The organism is Leekyejoonella antrihumi (assembly GCF_007845645.1).
Classification (GTDB): domain Bacteria; phylum Actinomycetota; class Actinomycetes; order Actinomycetales; family Dermatophilaceae; genus Leekyejoonella; species Leekyejoonella antrihumi.
This window is the reverse complement of record NZ_VCQV01000001.1, coordinates 1-16,401: the sequence shown is the minus strand read 5'-3', so window position 1 is coordinate 16,401 and position 16,401 is coordinate 1. Positions and strand designations below refer to the sequence as shown.

Annotated in this window: 11 protein-coding genes and 2 pseudogenes; 11 read left to right on the top strand and 2 right to left on the bottom strand. The window is 65.7% G+C overall.

The features are described 5' to 3' along the window. Positions 1-35: 35 nt before the first annotated feature. The 8 genes from glyA to FGL98_RS00040 all read left to right on the top strand — a co-directional run bounded on the left by glyA (position 36) and on the right by FGL98_RS00040 (position 10,966). Positions 36-1,349, top strand: a complete 1,314-nt coding sequence (gene glyA / locus FGL98_RS00075; protein ID WP_146314632.1) for a serine hydroxymethyltransferase — start codon at positions 36-38, stop codon at positions 1,347-1,349. Positions 1,350-1,354: 5 nt separating this feature from the next. Then, the gene (locus tag FGL98_RS00070) at positions 1,355-2,590 is read left to right on the top strand and encodes a sarcosine oxidase subunit beta family protein (protein WP_146314852.1); all 1,236 of its coding nucleotides are present in this window, start codon (positions 1,355-1,357) and stop codon (positions 2,588-2,590) included. 34 nt (positions 2,591-2,624) lie between these two features. Then, the gene (locus FGL98_RS00065; RefSeq protein ID WP_146314631.1) at positions 2,625-2,903 is read left to right on the top strand and encodes a sarcosine oxidase subunit delta; all 279 of its coding nucleotides are present in this window, start codon (positions 2,625-2,627) and stop codon (positions 2,901-2,903) included. Beyond that, the gene (locus tag FGL98_RS00060) at positions 2,900-5,746 is read left to right on the top strand and encodes a glycine cleavage T C-terminal barrel domain-containing protein (protein ID WP_146314630.1); all 2,847 of its coding nucleotides are present in this window, start codon (positions 2,900-2,902) and stop codon (positions 5,744-5,746) included. Before FGL98_RS00065 ends, FGL98_RS00060 begins: the two co-directional genes overlap by 4 nt. Then, on the top strand, positions 5,736-6,341 hold the full coding sequence (locus FGL98_RS00055) for a sarcosine oxidase subunit gamma (protein ID WP_222431930.1): 606 nt from the start codon (positions 5,736-5,738) through the stop codon (positions 6,339-6,341). Before FGL98_RS00060 ends, FGL98_RS00055 begins: the two co-directional genes overlap by 11 nt. After that, positions 6,332-7,702, top strand: a complete 1,371-nt coding sequence (locus FGL98_RS00050) for an L-serine ammonia-lyase (RefSeq protein ID WP_146314629.1) — start codon at positions 6,332-6,334, stop codon at positions 7,700-7,702. The genes FGL98_RS00055 and FGL98_RS00050 overlap by 10 nt, the downstream gene beginning before the upstream one ends. Positions 7,703-7,713: 11 nt before the next feature. Next, the gene (purU, locus tag FGL98_RS00045; RefSeq protein WP_146314628.1) at positions 7,714-8,580 is read left to right on the top strand and encodes a formyltetrahydrofolate deformylase; all 867 of its coding nucleotides are present in this window, start codon (positions 7,714-7,716) and stop codon (positions 8,578-8,580) included. 358 nt (positions 8,581-8,938) lie between these two features. After that, the gene (locus tag FGL98_RS00040; protein ID WP_146314627.1) at positions 8,939-10,966 is read left to right on the top strand and encodes a S53 family peptidase; all 2,028 of its coding nucleotides are present in this window, start codon (positions 8,939-8,941) and stop codon (positions 10,964-10,966) included. A 74-nt stretch (positions 10,967-11,040) separates the two neighbouring features. Here FGL98_RS00040 and purU (FGL98_RS26615) read toward each other — a convergent pair. Both purU (FGL98_RS26615) and FGL98_RS00025 read right to left on the bottom strand, forming a co-directional pair. After that, a pseudogene (gene purU / locus FGL98_RS26615) lies at positions 11,041-12,069 on the bottom strand (formyltetrahydrofolate deformylase). Positions 12,070-12,138: 69 nt separating this feature from the next. Continuing rightward, on the bottom strand, positions 12,139-13,449 hold the full coding sequence (locus tag FGL98_RS00025; RefSeq protein ID WP_146314625.1) for a LuxR C-terminal-related transcriptional regulator: 1,311 nt from the start codon (positions 13,447-13,449) through the stop codon (positions 12,139-12,141). Positions 13,450-13,611: 162 nt separating this feature from the next. On the opposite strand from FGL98_RS00025, the gene fdhA reads away from it, so the two are divergent. The 3 genes and pseudogenes from fdhA to FGL98_RS26980 all read left to right on the top strand — a co-directional run. After that, on the top strand, positions 13,612-14,832 hold the full coding sequence (fdhA, locus tag FGL98_RS00020; protein WP_146314624.1) for a formaldehyde dehydrogenase, glutathione-independent: 1,221 nt from the start codon (positions 13,612-13,614) through the stop codon (positions 14,830-14,832). A 40-nt stretch (positions 14,833-14,872) separates the two neighbouring features. Further along, entirely contained in the window at positions 14,873-15,277 is a 405-nt protein-coding gene (locus tag FGL98_RS00015) for a GlcG/HbpS family heme-binding protein (protein ID WP_146314623.1), read from the top strand. 129 nt (positions 15,278-15,406) lie between these two features. Next, a pseudogene (locus FGL98_RS26980) lies at positions 15,407-16,401 on the top strand (molybdopterin-binding domain-containing protein); the annotation flags it as partial.

Here is a 16,401-nt window from a genome sequence, read left to right as displayed (position 1 = left end):
GTTGATATATCAGTTGTCGATCAAGGTGGTGGATCATGACGATCACGCAGGACTCCGGCTCGCGAACCTCACTGCTGAACGCTTCGTTGGCCCAGGTCGACCCTGAGATCAGCGATGCTCTGGACGCCGAGCTGCGCCGACAGGAGTCGACGCTGGAGATGATCGCATCGGAGAACTTCGCCCCGGTGGCCGTTATGCAGGCGCAGGGCTCGGTGGCGACGAACAAGTATGCGGAGGGGTACCCGGGACGTCGTTACTACGGCGGGTGCGAGCACGTCGACGTCGTCGAACAGCTCGCGATCGACCGGCTCAAGGCCCTGTTCGGTGCGAGTTTTGCGAACGTGCAGCCCCACTCGGGCGCACAGGCGAACACCGCGGTGTACTTCGCCCTGTTGCAGCACGGCGACACGATTCTCGGGCTCGATCTTGCGCACGGTGGACACCTGACCCACGGCATGCGGATCAACTACTCGGGCAAATCGTTCAACGTTGTGCCCTACCACGTCGGAGGCGACGGTCGCGTCGACATGGACGAGGTCGCGACGCTCGCGCGGGAGCACCAGCCGAAAATGATCGTGGCCGGCTGGTCCGCGTACCCCCGGCATCTCGACTTCGCCCGTTTTCGGCAGATCGCCGACGAGGTGGGCGCTCTGCTGTTCGTCGACATGGCGCACTTCGCCGGTCTGGTTGCCGCGGGGCTGCACCCGAACCCGGTGCCGGTGGCGGACGTCACGACCTCGACGACGCACAAGACGCTCGGCGGGCCACGCGGCGGCGTGATCCTCACGAACGACGCGGCGGTCGCCAAGAAGATCAACTCGGCGGTGTTCCCAGGTCTGCAGGGTGGTCCGCTGGAGCACGTGATCGCCGCGAAGGCGGTTGCCTTCAAGGTTGCCGCGGGGGAGGAGTTCGCCGACCGGCAGCGTCGAACACTGGAGGGTTCACGGATTCTCGCCGAACGACTGTGCCGGCCCGACGTTGCCGCCGGAGGCGTGAAGGTGTTGACCGGAGGCACCGACGTGCATCTGGTCCTTGTCGACCTGGTCGACTCACAGCTCGACGGCAAGCAGGCCGAGGATCGCCTGCACCGCGTCGGGATCACCGTGAATCGCAACGCTGTCCCCAACGATCCTCGCCCGCCGATGGTGACCTCCGGTCTGCGCATCGGCACGCCGGCGCTCGCCACCCGTGGCTTCGGCGCAGAGGCCTTCGCAGAGGTGTCCGACATCATCGCCGCCGCGCTGGCTCCCGAGCTGCCGGACTCGGCTGTTCAGGCGCTGCGGCAGCGGGTCGCGGCGCTCGCGGACGGTCACCCCCTCTACCCGACCCTCGAAGGGAACCAGTCATGACCGACATGGATCAGCCGAGCACCCCGGGTGCGGACCTGCCCGACCACCCGGACTTTCTCTGGCGCAATCCGGATCCGAAGCCGTCATATGACGTGATCATCGTCGGTGGTGGCGGTCACGGTCTGGCGACTGCGTACTACCTTGCCAAGAACCACGGCATCACCAACGTCGCGGTGCTGGAGAAGGGGTGGCTCGCCGGCGGCAACATGGCGCGCAACACCACCATCATCAGGTCGAACTACCTGTGGGACGAGAGCTCGGGAATCTATGAGCACTCCCTCAAGCTGTGGGAAGGGCTCGCTGAGGACCTGGACTACCCGATTCTCTTCAGCCAGCGCGGCGTCCTCAATCTGGCACACACCCTGCAGGACGTCCGTGACAGCGTGCGTCGCGTGAACGCGAATAACCTCAACGGGATCGACGCCGAATGGATCGACGCGCAGGGCGTCAAGGAGCTGTGCCCGATTGTCAACATCAGCCCCGATGTGCGGTATCCGGTGCTGGGAGCCACCTACCAGCCCCGGGCCGGGATCGCCAAGCACGACTACGTGGCCTGGGGATACGCCAGGCGGGCGAGCGACATGGGCGTCGACCTCATCCAGGACTGCGAGGTCCAGGGCATTGACATCGTCAATGGTCGAGTGGTCGGCGTGCAGACGTCGCGCGGACCGATCCGCGCCGGCAAGGTGGCTCTGTGCGGAGCGGGACACAGCTCGGTCCTGGCAGACATGGCCGGGATCCGCGTGCCGCTGCAGTCGCACCCGCTCCAGGCGTTGGTGTCCGAGATTCTCCAACCTGTGCACCCGACCGTGGTCATGTCGAATGCCGTTCACGTCTACGTGTCCCAGGCGCACAAGGGCGAGCTGGTCATGGGCGCCGGGATCGACAGCTACAACGGGTACGGGCAGCGTGGGTCGTTCCATATCATCGAGGACCAGATGTCCGCTGCCGTGGAGCTGTTCCCGATTTTCGCCCGAGCGCACGTGCTGCGCACCTGGGCTGGCATCGTCGATGTCACACCAGACGCCTCTCCGATCGTGGGACTCACCGAGGTCGAAGACCTCTACCTCAACTGCGGTTGGGGAACCGGTGGTTTCAAGGCCACACCGGGGGTCGGGTCGTGCTTCGCGCACACCGTCGCACACGGCCGGCCGCACCCGTACAACGAACCATTCACCCTCGACCGGTTCACGACCGGCGCGCTCGTCGACGAGCACGGCGCCGCCGCAGTCGCCCACTGACGTCCCGATTGCTTGCCATTTCAAGGAGTTCATGATGCAGCTCATTCCCTGCCCGTGGTGCGGGCCTCGTGAGGAAGTCGAGTTCCACTACGGCGGCCAGGCGCATGTCGCATATCCCGCAGCCCCAGCCGACCTGTCCGATCGGGAGTGGGCCGAGTACGTCTTCTTCCGGGACAACCCGAAGGGACTGTTCGCCGAACGATGGGTGCACTCGACGGGCTGTCGCCGGTGGTTCAACGCCATCCGTGACACGGGCACCCACGACTTTCGTGCCGTCTACCGTCCGAACGAGCCCAAGCCGGTGATCTCATGACAAACTCATTCCGCACATCGACCGGCGGCCGCGTGAACCGTGAGCTGCCACTGAGCTTTCAGTTCGACGGCACGCCCTACAGCGGCTATGCCGGCGACACCCTGGCGTCCGCGCTGCTGGCCAACGGTAAGCATGACATCGCCTCGAGCATCAAGTTCGGTCGCCCGAGGGGCGTCTTCGCTGCGGGGCCGGAGGACCCGAGTGGCGTGATCCAGATCGAGGAGCCGTTCCCGGAGCCGATGCTCATGGCCAGCACCGTTGAGCTGTATGACGGTCTGGTCGCCTCGGGCCTGCCCGGGCAGGGTTGGCTGGCCGACCGGCCGGACCCCGCACGATACGACGCGGTGCATCATCACTGTGACCTGCTGGTTGTGGGAGCCGGACCCGCCGGGCTGAGCGCGGCACTCACGGGAGCCCGTGCCGGTGCCCGGGTGGTCCTGGTCGACTCGCTCTCCGAGGCCGGCGGATCGCTGCTGGGCAGCACCGAGGTCATCGACGGTCGACCGGCGCTGGAGTGGGTCGAGTCTGTCACCGCGGAGCTGGACGAGCACCCGGACGTGCTGCACCTCCAGCGCGCCACGGCATTCGGTTGCTACGACGACGGATTTGCTCTCGCCTTGGAGAATCGAACCGATCATCTCGGTGGCGCGGCCGATCCGGACGACACACGTCAGCGAGTCTGGCGGATCCGTGCACAGTATCTGGTGATCGCAACTGGCGCGCACGAACGGCCGGTGGTCTTCAACGACAACGACCGGCCGGGCATCATGCTCGCGGCGTCCGCGCGCACCTTCCTGCACCGGTTCGGTGTGCTGGCCGGTGGGCGAGCGGTTCTCTTCACGACGAACGACAGCGCCTATGCTGCGGCATTCGACCTGTCCGACGCCGGCGTGACCATCGTCGCCGTCGCCGACTCCCGCGCTCAGGTGTCTGAACGACTCCAGGACGGTTGTGTGAGACGGGGGATTGCGCTGCACACCGGCCATGTCGTGTCTGGGACCGATGGAGACCGTCGGGTCGAGTCCGTGGACATCGCGGCCCTCACTGGCGACAACGAGGTGGGCCAAGCCGAACGCGTTGCGGCGGACCTGCTGCTCGTCTCTGGTGGCTGGAACCCCGCCGTGCACCTGTTCAGCCAGGCTCGCGGCCGGTTGCGCTATGACGACGGGATCGGTGCGTTCGTCCCGGCCGAGGATCTTGAGCAGGGTCGCGCCGTCGGCGCTGCGGCCGGGCACTTCGGTCTCGCAGATGCACTGCGAGATGGGGCGAGCGCTGCTGCCGCGGCTCTTGGCCCCACCGCCACTGCAGCCGTCACCGAGCACCAGGTCGACGACCTGGTCGAGGCCCCTTCGGCGGTGCTGTGGTCGGTGCCCGGATCGGGCGAGACAGGAATGGCATTCGTTGATCTGCAACGTGACGCGACGACCCAGGACGTGCTGCGGGCGGTGGGCGCCGGGCTACGTTCGGTCGAGCATGTCAAGCGCTACACGACGATCGGAACCGGACTCGACCAGGGCAAGACCTCCGGAGTGGTGACTTCCGGCATCATCGCGGACGCCCTGGGCGTCGGCGTGGCCGAGCTGGGTGTCACCACCTACCGGCCGCCCTACACGCCAGTGGCGTTCGCGGCGCTGGCCGGCCGCAACCGTGGTCAGCTGCTCGACCCGGTGCGGCTCACCCCGACGCACGTCTGGGCGCTGACGCGCGGCGCGGAGTTCGAGAACGTCGGCCAGTGGAAGCGCGCCTGGTACTTCCCGCGGGAGGGCGAGAGCATGGACGGGGCCGTTGCCCGGGAGTGCCGTGCAGCCCGGGAGGGTGTCGCGTTCATGGACGGCTCGACCCTCGGCAAGATCGATGTGCAGGGCCCGGGTGCCGGCGAGCTGCTCGACCGCATCTATACCAACATGATGAGCACCCTGAAGGTCGGCCGTGCCCGCTACGGGGTCATGTGCGGCGCAGACGGGATGGTCGTTGACGACGGCACGGTGATCCGGCTCGCTGACGAGCACTTCCTGCTCACCACCACGACGGGCAACGCCGCCTCCGTGCTGGAGACCATGGAGGAGTGGCTACAGACAGAGTGGCCGGAGCTGCGGGTGCACCTCACATCGGTGACGGAGCACTGGGCGACCTTCCCTGTTGTCGGGCCGAAGTCTCGGGAGGTCATCGCTGCACTCGTGCCCGACCTCGACGTGTCGAACGACGCCTTCGGTTTCATGACGTGGCGCGACGCGGAGATCGCGGGTGTCCCGGTGCGAATCGTCCGGATCAGCTTCTCCGGCGAGCTGGCGTATGAGGTGAACGTCTCTGCGTGGCACGCCATGGCGGTTTGGCGGGCGATCGCGGAAGCGGGCCGGCCGCATGGCATCACGCCCTACGGCACCGAGACCATGCACGTCCTTCGCGCCGAGAAGGGATTCCCTATCATCGGCCAGGACACCGACGCCACCATGACGCCGCAGGACCTGGGGATGAGCTGGGTGGTCTCCAAGAAGAAGGAGGACTTCGTCGGCAAGCGGTCCTTCACCAGGCTGGAGAACCAGCGCGAAGACCGTAAGCAGCTGGTGGGTCTGCTCCCGCAGGACCCATCGGTGCTGCTGCCGGAGGGAGGTCAGGTCATCGAGACCGCTGACCTTCCAGAAGCGCCGGTGCGGATGCTCGGCCACGTCACGTCCAGCTATCACAGCGCCACCAGCGGGTGCACGTTCGCCCTCGCCGTGGTGCGAGGTGGGCGTGATCGGCTCGGCGAGACCCTCTACGTGCCGATGAACGGCACACCAGTGCCGGTCACGGTGAGTGACACCGTGCTCTACGACAAGGAAGGAGCCCGTCGTGACGGCTGACGATGTGGCAGTGGATCAGCGAGTGAGCCCACTGGAGCTCTGGCGTGCCGAGTTCAAGGCGCTGCCTGCCGGCGTTCGGCTGAGGGAGTTGGCGTTCCTGACGCAGCTGAGTCTGCGCCTCGTACCGGAGTCACCCGCGGTGGCTGCAGTATCCGAGGCACTCGGTGTGGCTCTTCCCTTGGAGCCTTGCAGCTCGGCCGTGGCGGGCGAGGTGACTGTGCTGTGGCTCGGACCGGACGAGTGGCTGGTGATGACGCCCACGGGCGATGGCGAGACCGAACGCAACCTGCGCGCTGCGGTGCAAGGGCACGGCGCGGTGATCGATGTCTCTGGACAGCGCACCACGGTCAGTGTGAGCGGTCCGCGGGCTCGCGACCTGCTCGCGCACGGGTGCTCCATCGACCTGCATCCGCGGGTCAACCACGCAGGCAGCTGTGTGCAGACGCACCTCGCGAAGGCAGGCGTGGCCATCTGGACGCGTGACGACTCAGGGACCGACTTCTGGGTGGTCGTGCGGACGTCGTTCGCCGACTATCTGGCGCGTTGGCTGGTCGACGCGTGCGTGCCTCATCGACAGGACCCGCAGTGGCAGTAAGCGTCTTCGACCTGTTCAAGGTCGGCATCGGCCCGTCCAGCTCGCACACTGTCGGGCCGATGCGCGCTGCTCGTTCGTTCGCGTCGAGCCTCGAGCAGGAGCAGCTCTTGCCCACGGTTGCCGCGGTTCGAGCCGAGATGTTCGGCTCACTCGGTGCCACGGGCCATGGTCATGGCACAGTCAAAGCAGTCGTGCTCGGGCTGTGTGGCGAGGCGCCGGACGAGGTGGACCCGAGTGCTGCAGAGCCGGCAGTGGAGCGGGTCCGACAGACACGGCGGCTGCCGCTCCTCGGTCACACCGAGGTCGACTTCGACGTCGACGAGGATGTCGTCCTTCACCGTCGCAAGCGGCTGCCACTGCACGTCAACGGCATGCGGTTCACCGCACAGGATGCGGCAGGCGCCGTACTCAGCGAGCGTGAGTACTACTCGGTGGGCGGCGGGTTCGTGCTCGACACCGACGAGATGGGCCAGCAGCGCATCGTCCCGGACAGCACGCCGGTGCCGTATCCCATCACGAGCGGTCAAGATCTGGTGGCACAGTCCGCGGCCAGCGGCCTACCCATCAGCGGGATCATGCTTGCCAACGAGCTCACCTGGCGCACCGAGGAGGAGGTGCGGGCCGGGCTGCTGCACATCTGGTCGGTCATGCAGGACTGCGTGCGCCTCGGATGCGCTGCTGAGGGAGTGCTGCCCGGAGGCCTCAAGGTGCGCCGACGAGCCCATCAACTTCACCATGATCTGCAGGTGGCGCATGACTCGGACCCACTGGATGCGATGGACTGGGTGACGCTCTATGCACTGGCGGTCAACGAGCAGAATGCCGCCGGTGGCCGGGTCGTCACGGCGCCGACCAATGGGGCTGCAGGGATCATTCCTGCGGTCTTGCACTACTACCGCGACTACGTCGGCGGTTTCAGTGACGACGGTGTGGTTAGATTCCTGCTCACTGCTGCCGCGGTCGGCGTGCTGTTCAAGGAGAACGCCTCAATCTCCGGTGCCGAGGTCGGGTGTCAGGGCGAGGTCGGATCGGCCTGCTCGATGGCGGCGGCCGGGCTGGCGGAGCTGCTTGGTGGGACACCGTCACAGGTGGAGAACGCCGCCGAGATCGGCATCGAGCACAACCTCGGACTCACCTGTGACCCGGTCGGCGGGCTCGTGCAGATTCCCTGCATAGAGCGCAACGCAATCGCTTCGGTGAAGGCGATCGCGGCAGCGCGCATGGCTATTCGCGGTGACGGAGCACATCACGTGTCCTTGGACAAGGCCATCAAGACGATGCGCGAGACGGGTGCGGACATGAAGGACAAATACAAAGAGACGGCACGCGGCGGCCTCGCGCTCAACGTCGTCGAGTGCTGAGGAGAAACGACATGACTGAGATCCGTGAGAATGCCGAGCAGTTTGTGTTGAATGTCGCATGCCCGAACCGGCCGGGCATCGTGCACGCTCTGACCTCGGTGCTCATCGCGCACGAGTGCGATATCGCGCAGCACCAGCAGTTCGACGACCACGTGCACGACATGCTATTCACCCGCACGGCATTCGGCCTGGCGACTGCGGACGCTGATGTGCTCCGAACGGAGATCGGCGTCGTGGCCGACCGGTTCGGCATGACGTGGCAGCTGCATGATGCGCGGCGTCCGGTGCGTGCGCTTGTCATGGTCAGCAAGTTCGGGCACTGCCTGAACGACCTGCTGTATCGCTGGACCGCGGGAAGCCTTGATGCCGACATCGTGCAGGTCGTGTCCAACCACGAGGACCTGCGCCCGATGGCGGAGCGGGCCGGCGTGCCTTTCACCTATGTGCCGGTCACCAAGGGCTCGAAGCCCGAGGCCGAGGAGCGGCTGAAGCAGATCGTCATCGAGAACGACGTCGACTTGGTCGTGTTGGCCCGCTACATGCAGGTGCTCTCCGACGACCTGTGCACCTGGATGGGCGGGCGAGCGATCAACATCCATCACTCGTTCCTGCCGAGCTTCAAGGGTGCCCGGCCCTACCACCAGGCGTACCTACGCGGCGTCAAGCAGATTGGTGCGACCGCCCACTACGTAACGCCCGATCTCGACGAGGGACCCATCATCGAGCAGGATGTCACCCGGGTCGACCACAGCCTCTCGCCGGACGACCTGGTCGCGACCGGACGCGACGTAGAGTCGCTGGTGCTGGCTCGGGCCGTCCAGTGGCACGCGCAGCACCGTGTGCTGCAATACGGCTCACGCACGGTGGTGTTCAAGTAGGGGCGACTGCCTTCCGACCTGAGTATATGTTCCGGATGGCGGGTCGTGGGCGGATTTTGGGTAGGACCAGTGGGCGATATCTCCGGGCCTCACCTGAGTCGGGTTGCTCCTCGGTGGCCGAGCCGGACGGGACGGTACGGCATACCAACAGGAGTCGATGAGGTGAGGTGGTCCAAGAACCGCGGGCTTCCGCGGTTCTCGGCCCTGCGCTGTGGCTCGACTCCTGTTCGTGTGACGACGGGCATCCGGCATGCCGTTCAAAATGGGTCACGCAAATTGCCTGTTACCGGCGAGTAGAAGGACCATGCTGTCTCTGGTCCCGGACATTGGGTCCGGGGAGCGGAGAAAGAAGCATCACATGCATCGTTCATCTCGATTCAGGACAGCGTTGATCGGCGGATCCGCCGTATTTGCGCTGGCCTGTGCCACCCCTGGGTTTGCCAACGCGGCAGCGTCGCCCGGACACAACCGTCACGCGGTGACGGTCAAGCCGGCCTGGACAACCCACGCCTCCGCGCAGTCGGCCGTCACCGGCGCGCATCACCTCAGCTTCAACGTTGTGCTCAACATGCGTGACGCCGCGGGGGCGCAGGCTCTCGCGAAGGCGGTGTCCGACCCGGCAAGCGCCGAGTACGGGCACTACGTGACGGCGGCGCAGTGGCGCCACCGGTTTGCACCCACCAGTTCGCAGATCGCCGACGTCGTGGCCTGGCTCAAGTCGCAGGGCCTGACCGTCGGCACGGTGCCGGCCAACGGGCGGTTCATTCCGGTCACGGGGTCCGTCAGCGCCGTGAACCAGGCCTTCCAGACCACCATGCGGCACTACAGCCTGCGCGGCGCCGCGCAGACCGCGCCGAGCACCAGCCTGACTGTGCCCGAATCGATCTCACCACTCGTCGCGGGCGTGTCAGGCCTCGACTCCACGGCAATGGCGCATCCGACATCGAATACCGGCACCACGACCTCCGACCTCAAGGGTCCGAGTTCGTCGCCCGAAATGATGCGGCCACTGACAAGCACGTCCACCTCGACGCTGCCCGGTCCACCGCCGGCATTCGTCAATGCCGGCCCATGCTCGAAGTACTACGGTCAGAAGTCCGCGAAGGCGCTGCCGAAACTGGTCAAGAACCCGATGAGCTATGCCGTATGCGGTTACCAGCCCGCCCAGATCCGCGGGGCCTACGGGCTGGACACGGCATCCCGACTGAAGCTGAACGGCAGCGGCGTGACGGTGGCGATCGTCGATGCCTATGCCGCGCCGACGATCTATCAGGACGCCTCGAAGTACGCTCGCAAGCACGACCAGCGAAACCCGCTGCTCAAGTCGAAGTTCACCCAAGACCTGCCCTCGTCCTACAGCCACGTCAACGAATGCGGTGGCAACGGGTGGTACGGCGAGGAGACCCTGGATGTGGAGGCGGTGCACGCGACCGCTCCCGGCGCAAACATCAGGTATGTCGGCGGCGCCAGTTGTTATGACACCGATCTCGACGCGGCGGTCAACCGTGTCGTCGACCAGCACTCGGCCACGATCATCACCAACTCCTACGGTGATGCCGGTGAGCCGACATCGATCACGGATGTGGCGGCCGAGCACCAGACGGCCATCCAGGCAGCAGCGGAAGGCATCAGCCTGCTCTTCAGCTCGGGTGACAACGGTGACGAGGTTGCAGACCTCGGCTACCGGACGGTGGACTACGAGGCCTCCGACCCGTGGGTGACCGCGGTGGGAGGTACATCGCTGAAGGTCAACCGCTACAACGGCTATGCCGGCGAGCAGGGCTGGGGCACGGGAAAGTCCACCCTGACGAACGGCAAGTGGGACCCGAAGCCACCGGCCTACGTCTACGGCGGTGGTGGCGGCACGAGCAAGCTCTTCACCCAGCCGTGGTACCAGAAGGGTGTCGTGCCGACAAGCATCTCCAACTACTTCGGCAACGGCCCGCACCGGGCCGTTCCCGACGTGGCGATGGACGCCGACCCGCAGACCGGGTTCCTCGTCGGCGAGACGCAGGCCTTTCCCAACGGTTCGACGCGCTACGCCGAGTATCGGATCGGCGGGACGTCGCTTGCCAGCCCGCTGTTCGCGGGAGTGGTCGCGGTGGCCAGCCAGGGTAACCATCGACCGCTCGGCTTCTTGAACCCGTCGCTCTACAGCCTGTCCGGCACGCATGCCCTTCGCGACGTCAACCACGGCAAGGCCGTGACCGACGCGGTCGTGCGGGTCGACTACGTCAACGGTGTCAACGCGAAGGACGGCACCGTCACCTCGGCTCGCACGCTGAACCAGACCGGGACGATCTTCACCCGCAAGGGGTATGACGACGTCACCGGCGTCGGAAGCCCGAACGGGTTGTCGTTCCTGCGGGCACTGCAGCACCGCTGATCCAAACGCCCGAGTGGCGGGTTCAACGCTCGAGCGTTGAACCCGCCACTCGGGCGTTGGTCACTGGGGCTCGTTCACCGGAACACGACGGTTCGGTCGCCGTAGAGGAGGACGCGGTGCTCCCGTGCCACTTGACGGCGCGGGAAATGGTCTGCGCCTCGACGTCCCGACCCGCGGTGATCAGACCCTTGGGGGTGAACGCGTGGTCTACTCTGATCCCCTCCTGCTCGATGATCGGCCCTTCGTCCAGGTTTGGGGTGACGTAGTGCGCGGTGGCTCCGACCTGTTTTGACGCCGCGGGCAAAGGCCTGGTGGTAGGGCTTGGCGCCCTTGAAGGTGGGCAGGAACGAGTGGTGGATGTTGATGGCTCGACCGGCCAGCTTCGTGCACAGATCGTCGGTGAGGACCTGCATGTACCGAGCCAGAACGATCAGGTCCCCTCTATGTCGATGTCGTTCTTGTCGATCAGATCGAGCAGCTGTGCCTCCGCGGCCGCACGCGTCGACGCGTTGATGGGCAGGTGGACGAACGGCACTCCGGCGGACTCGGCGATCGGCCGCCGCAGATCCTCATCGTTGGACAGCACCAGCACGAGGTCAACGTCAAGGGCGCCGGTACCCCACCGATGGAGCAAGTCGTTGAGACAGGGCTGGACTTGGATACCATGATCAGTGCACGGGTCGGCCTACCGGCGTCATGGATTTGCCAATGCATGTCGAATTCGGCTGCTACCGCTGAGAAGTCGGTGCGAAGCTCATCGACCGCCAGTTCGGCGCCCTCGCTGCCACTGAATGCGCCCGCAGGAATAGGTGGCCGTGTGCGGCGTCGTCAAACTGTTGATGCTCGGTGATGTCGCTGCCGTGATCGATCAGGAACGGTGTCACGGCGTGCACGATGCCGATCACGACGGCGTTCTCCTTGCACTGCAGCGTGATCGCACTGGATGTCAGAAAGAAGCGTGCAGCGTAGTCCTCGCTGGAGTGCGGTAGTAGTGACGCGTTGTCGTGCGGTACGGCCGGGATGTTCACGGCGGTGCTGTTGGTCGGCGCGGTCACCAATCCGCCGCCGGCGGCGCTCTCATCATTCACTGCGAGAGCAGACACCAGCACCGAGTCACGTGGACATCTGGCCCGCCACAGTCACGACAAGTTCGACAACCGATGTGCATCGCGTCAGTGCAGGGTGCGGGGGAGGTGGTGCTTGAGGGCGAGGGCGGCGGCTTCGGACCTAGACGAAACGCCTAGCTTGCGGAAAATCTTCGAGATGTGGAACTTCACGGTGTTCTCGCTGATCCCCAGTTGGGTGGCGATGACGCGGTTGCGCTGCCCGGTTGCGAGGTGCTCGAGCACCTGGAGCTCTCGTCGGCCCAGGTTCCATGCCGAGACGTCACTGCCGTGTATGGGTGGGGGGTCCAGCGGCAGAACTATTGCCATCTCGCTGCCCCAGTCTTGTGTCGCAGCCAGTGACAGCTGCCCGTTGAGCGCGATGACTCGCTGACGGAGCGAGTCGAACTGGGTGCTGTCGATGCTGAGCTCACCGGGGCCATCGTCACGAATCTCGATCAATAGGTTGCGACCGTCGCAGTCCCACTTGACTCGCACTCGACGGATCCCCTGCTGATCGGCGAGGGCCAGCACTGCGCCACGCACGACCGCGCGGGCGCCGTGGGCGACTGCGCTAGGCAGGGCACGGCCGTCAACGGGCGGTTCGACGAACTGGAGGTCGATGTCGCGGTAGCGCACGAGTGGGCGCAGATCGCCGCGCAGTCGTGCGAATGCTGTGCGCACTGGTTCATCGGTGAAGGTGCGTATCTGGTTCGCTTGGGTGCGCAGGTGGACCAGGGCGTCGACGGCAAGACTGGTCGCGGCCTGCCTTGCTGCTCGGTCATCCAACGTGGCGCCGCGCAGCACGGCCAGCAGCGACTCGAGCGTCGTGGTGTGTCGATCGGTGACCTCGGTGATAGCTTCCGCGCGAATGCTGGATGCGGCGCGGGACTCCATCAGATAGGTCGGTGAAGCTTCCCGCGCGCGTTGCTGGATGCGCAGTGCGAGCACCTGCCAGAGGCTGAGTACGAGTCGATCCAGTTGCGGCTCACCCGGGCTGGTCAGCACTAACAGGGCATCCGTGTTGGCGAGCGCGGCCAGCACCGGCTGCAGGTGGCCCGCGACCGGCATCGTGGCACGCCAGACCGTGTTCACCTTCGCATCGCCTCGTAACGCATCGAGTTCGGAGATCGTCGTGTGCATCACCAGTGCAGCCTCGCCGTAGTGCTTCTTGGGCTGCTCGAGGTCGGCGCCGTCCAGAATGAACAATGCGGAGTGGGGCAGGTAGTCGGCCAGCAGCATGGAAAAGTGCTCCGCCACGTCGGGTAGAGGAGAGGCCAGGACCTTCACTAGTCCGTCAAGAGCGTTCTGATAGTGGGCATTCCGGTCGAGGGTGTCAGAGACGTCGGCGCCGGTGGCCCTCGTTGAAGAGAGCGTCATGTCATCAAGCATAGGTGCGGGTGAGGTGTCGACCTACCTGTTTGGGTAGTGCGGGCTGTCCCGAATGACGATCGCCTTGTTCCTCCAACATTCGCAATGATGCAGGGACCGGCCGCATGCGCGGCGCCAGAGAGCCTCAACGTCGTGACGAGAGGAATGGACATGTCAGGAAACAGAGCCATTGCGTATAAGGGGTCGGGGACAGTCGAGGTCATCGATACCGAGTATCCGACGTTCGAGCTGAAGGATGGTCCAGGTGTGAACCCGGCGAACGTGGGCCGGAAGGTGCCGCACGGGGTGATTCTCAAGACGGTGACCACCAATATCTGTGGCTCGGACCAGCACATGGTCCGCGGACGCACGACGGCACCACTGGATCTGGTGCTCGGCCACGAGATCACCGGGGAGGTCGTGGAGAAGGGCCCCGATGTCGAGTTCATCACGGTCGGCGACATCGTCTCGGTGCCGTTCAATATCTCCTGTGGGCGGTGCCGCAACTGCAAGGTGGGCAAGACCGGCATCTGCCTCAATGTGAACCCGGACCGGCCGGGCAGCGCGTACGGGTACGTCGATATGGGTGGGTGGGTCGGTGGGCAGGCCGAATACGTGCTGGTTCCCTATGCGGACTGGAACCTGCTGAGGTTTCCCGACCGAGACCAGGCCTTGGAGAAGGTCATGGATCTGACCATGCTGTCCGACATCTTCCCGACCGGGTTCCATGGGGCGGTGACCGCGCGCGTGACGGTCGGTTCGACCGTGTATGTCGCCGGTGCCGGTCCGGTCGGCCTGGCCACGGCGGCGAGTGCCCAGCTCCTTGGCGCGGCGGTGGTCGTCGTCGGTGACCTGAACGAGCAACGACTCGGGCAGGCGCGCAGCTTCGGGTGCGAGACCATCAACGTGGCAAACGGTGCACCCGAGGACCAGCTCGAGCAGCTGCTCGGTGTACCCGAGGTCGATGCGGCGATCGACGCCGTGGGCTTCGAGGCGAGGGGCCACGGCGGGGGCGCGAAAGCTCAGGAAGCACCGGCGACCGTGCTCAACTCGCTGATGGAGATCACCGCCGCCGGTGGTGCGATCGGTATCCCGGGACTGTACGTCACCGGCGACCCGGGCGCGGTCGACGAGGCCGCCAAGGCCGGCTCGCTATCTATGAGCTTCGGCACCGGTTGGGCAAAATCACTGTCGTTCACCACCGGCCAGTGCCCGGTCATGAAGTACAACCGGCAACTCATGATGGCGATCCTGCACGACAAGGTGCAGATCGCCAAGGCCGTCAACGCGACCGCGATCCCCCTGGAGGACGCACCACGCGGGTATGCCGAGTTCGACGCCGGTGCCGCAACCAAGTACGTCCTGAACCCAAACGGCTATCTCACCGCATAACCGATCCCACCCGATGAAGTTCACCACGAAGGAGCTATCAATGTCAGCACTGTCACTCGCGGATGCCCGCACCATCTTCGCCGCGGCCGAGAAGCGCGCCGAAGAGCTCGGCCAGCCGATGAACATCGCCGTCGTCGACGCCGGCGGCAACCTCATCGCCCACGAGCGGATGGACGGCGCCTGGATGGGCAGCGTCAACATCTCGATCAACAAGGCATGGACCGCGCGAGCCTTCGACATCTCCACGAAGGACCTTGCCGATAACTCCGGACCAGGCCAGCAGTTCTTCGGCATCCACACCAGCAACGACGGCAGAGTCATGATCTTCGCCGGGGGCATCCCCCTGAAGCGTGACGGCGAGGTCGTCGGTGGCCTGGGTGTCAGTGGCGGCGGCGGCGACCAGGACCAGGCTGTCGCCGAGGCCGGGGCCGAGGCCCTCGGCTGATCCGGCCAGAAGCCTCTCAGTCCTGTAAGCCCTCCCGCGGCGCCGCTCTCGGGGCCCGGCCGCCGCGACACGGCGGCCGGGCCCCGAGAGGGCAAAGCCCGCCAGCTCGACAGTGAATGCGACGGCGACCTGACGGTGGGCCAGCCGAAGGACTGGGCGGCGGGCGTGCCGGGGGTGACGCACTCGATGGGCCCGGGCTTGTCCGAGATGGGGATGCGTCGTGGTGTGACGGGCCTGCTGGCTCTGAACCAGAAGGATGGGTTCGACTGCATGAGCTGTGCGTGGCCGGATCCGGAGCATCGCAAGACTGCCGAGTTCTGCGAGAACGGTGCGAAGGCCCTGACGTGGGAGGCGACCCCGCTCGTGGTGCCGGAGTCGTTCTGGGCGGAGCACTCCATCGACGATCTGCTGGGCAAGACCGACTACTGGTTGGGTCAGCAGGGGAGGTTGACCGATCCGGTATACAAGCCGGTCGGCAAGGACCACTACGAGCCGATCAGCTGGGAGAAGGCATTCGAGGTCATCGCCGACGAGCTGAACGCTCTGGAGAGTCCGAACGAGGCGGCGTTCTACACCAGTGGTCAACCCGCTGCCGGAGGCGGGGTTGAAGCGGTACAAGAACCCACAACGGCTGCGGGGGATCGTCGGTCATGGCACCGACCTGGTCGACCAGTTTCTGCAGATCCGGATGGCGGGTGACATGGCGTTGCTGCAGGCGGTGTCCAAGCGGGTGCTGGATGCGGAGGCGGCACGGCCGGGTGAGGTGTTTGGATCACGAGTTCCTTGAGCAGTACTGTGCCGACGATCAAGGAGATCATCAACCTGTTGCTGCTGCGTGGCAACCGTTCGCATGCGGTGGTGGGTCGGGCTGCGATGATCCTGCCGACGATGGGGCGCAGCGAGGTGGATCTGCAGGCCTCCGGCGAGCAGTTCGTCACCGTCGAGGACACGGTCGCCGCAGTGCACGCCTCGACGGGCAAGCTGGCCCCGGTGTCGCCGCATCTGTTGTCGGAGATCTCGATCGTCACGCGGATGGCTCGCGCGGTGCTCGGCTCGAAGGTGCCGGTGGACTGGGCGCGGTTCGAGCACGACTACGACAGCATCCGGGACCACATCTCGCGCGT

Excerpts from the sequence above, each read along its gene's own strand:
- FGL98_RS00060 (WP_146314630.1), top strand. The coding sequence starts at position 2,900 with ATGACAAACTCATTCCGCACATCGACCGGCGGCCGCGTGAACCGTGAG.
- fdhA (WP_146314624.1), top strand. The coding sequence starts at position 13,612 with ATGTCAGGAAACAGAGCCATTGCGTATAAGGGGTCGGGGACAGTCGAG.
- FGL98_RS00070 (WP_146314852.1), top strand. The coding sequence starts at position 1,355 with ATGGATCAGCCGAGCACCCCGGGTGCGGACCTGCCCGACCACCCGGAC.
- FGL98_RS00065 (WP_146314631.1), top strand. The coding sequence starts at position 2,625 with ATGCAGCTCATTCCCTGCCCGTGGTGCGGGCCTCGTGAGGAAGTCGAG.
- glyA (WP_146314632.1), top strand. The coding sequence starts at position 36 with ATGACGATCACGCAGGACTCCGGCTCGCGAACCTCACTGCTGAACGCT.
- FGL98_RS00015 (WP_146314623.1), top strand. The coding sequence starts at position 14,873 with ATGTCAGCACTGTCACTCGCGGATGCCCGCACCATCTTCGCCGCGGCC.
- FGL98_RS00025 (WP_146314625.1), bottom strand. The coding sequence starts at position 13,449 with ATGACGCTCTCTTCAACGAGGGCCACCGGCGCCGACGTCTCTGACACC.
- purU (WP_146314628.1), top strand. The coding sequence starts at position 7,714 with ATGACTGAGATCCGTGAGAATGCCGAGCAGTTTGTGTTGAATGTCGCA.
- FGL98_RS00040 (WP_146314627.1), top strand. The coding sequence starts at position 8,939 with ATGCATCGTTCATCTCGATTCAGGACAGCGTTGATCGGCGGATCCGCC.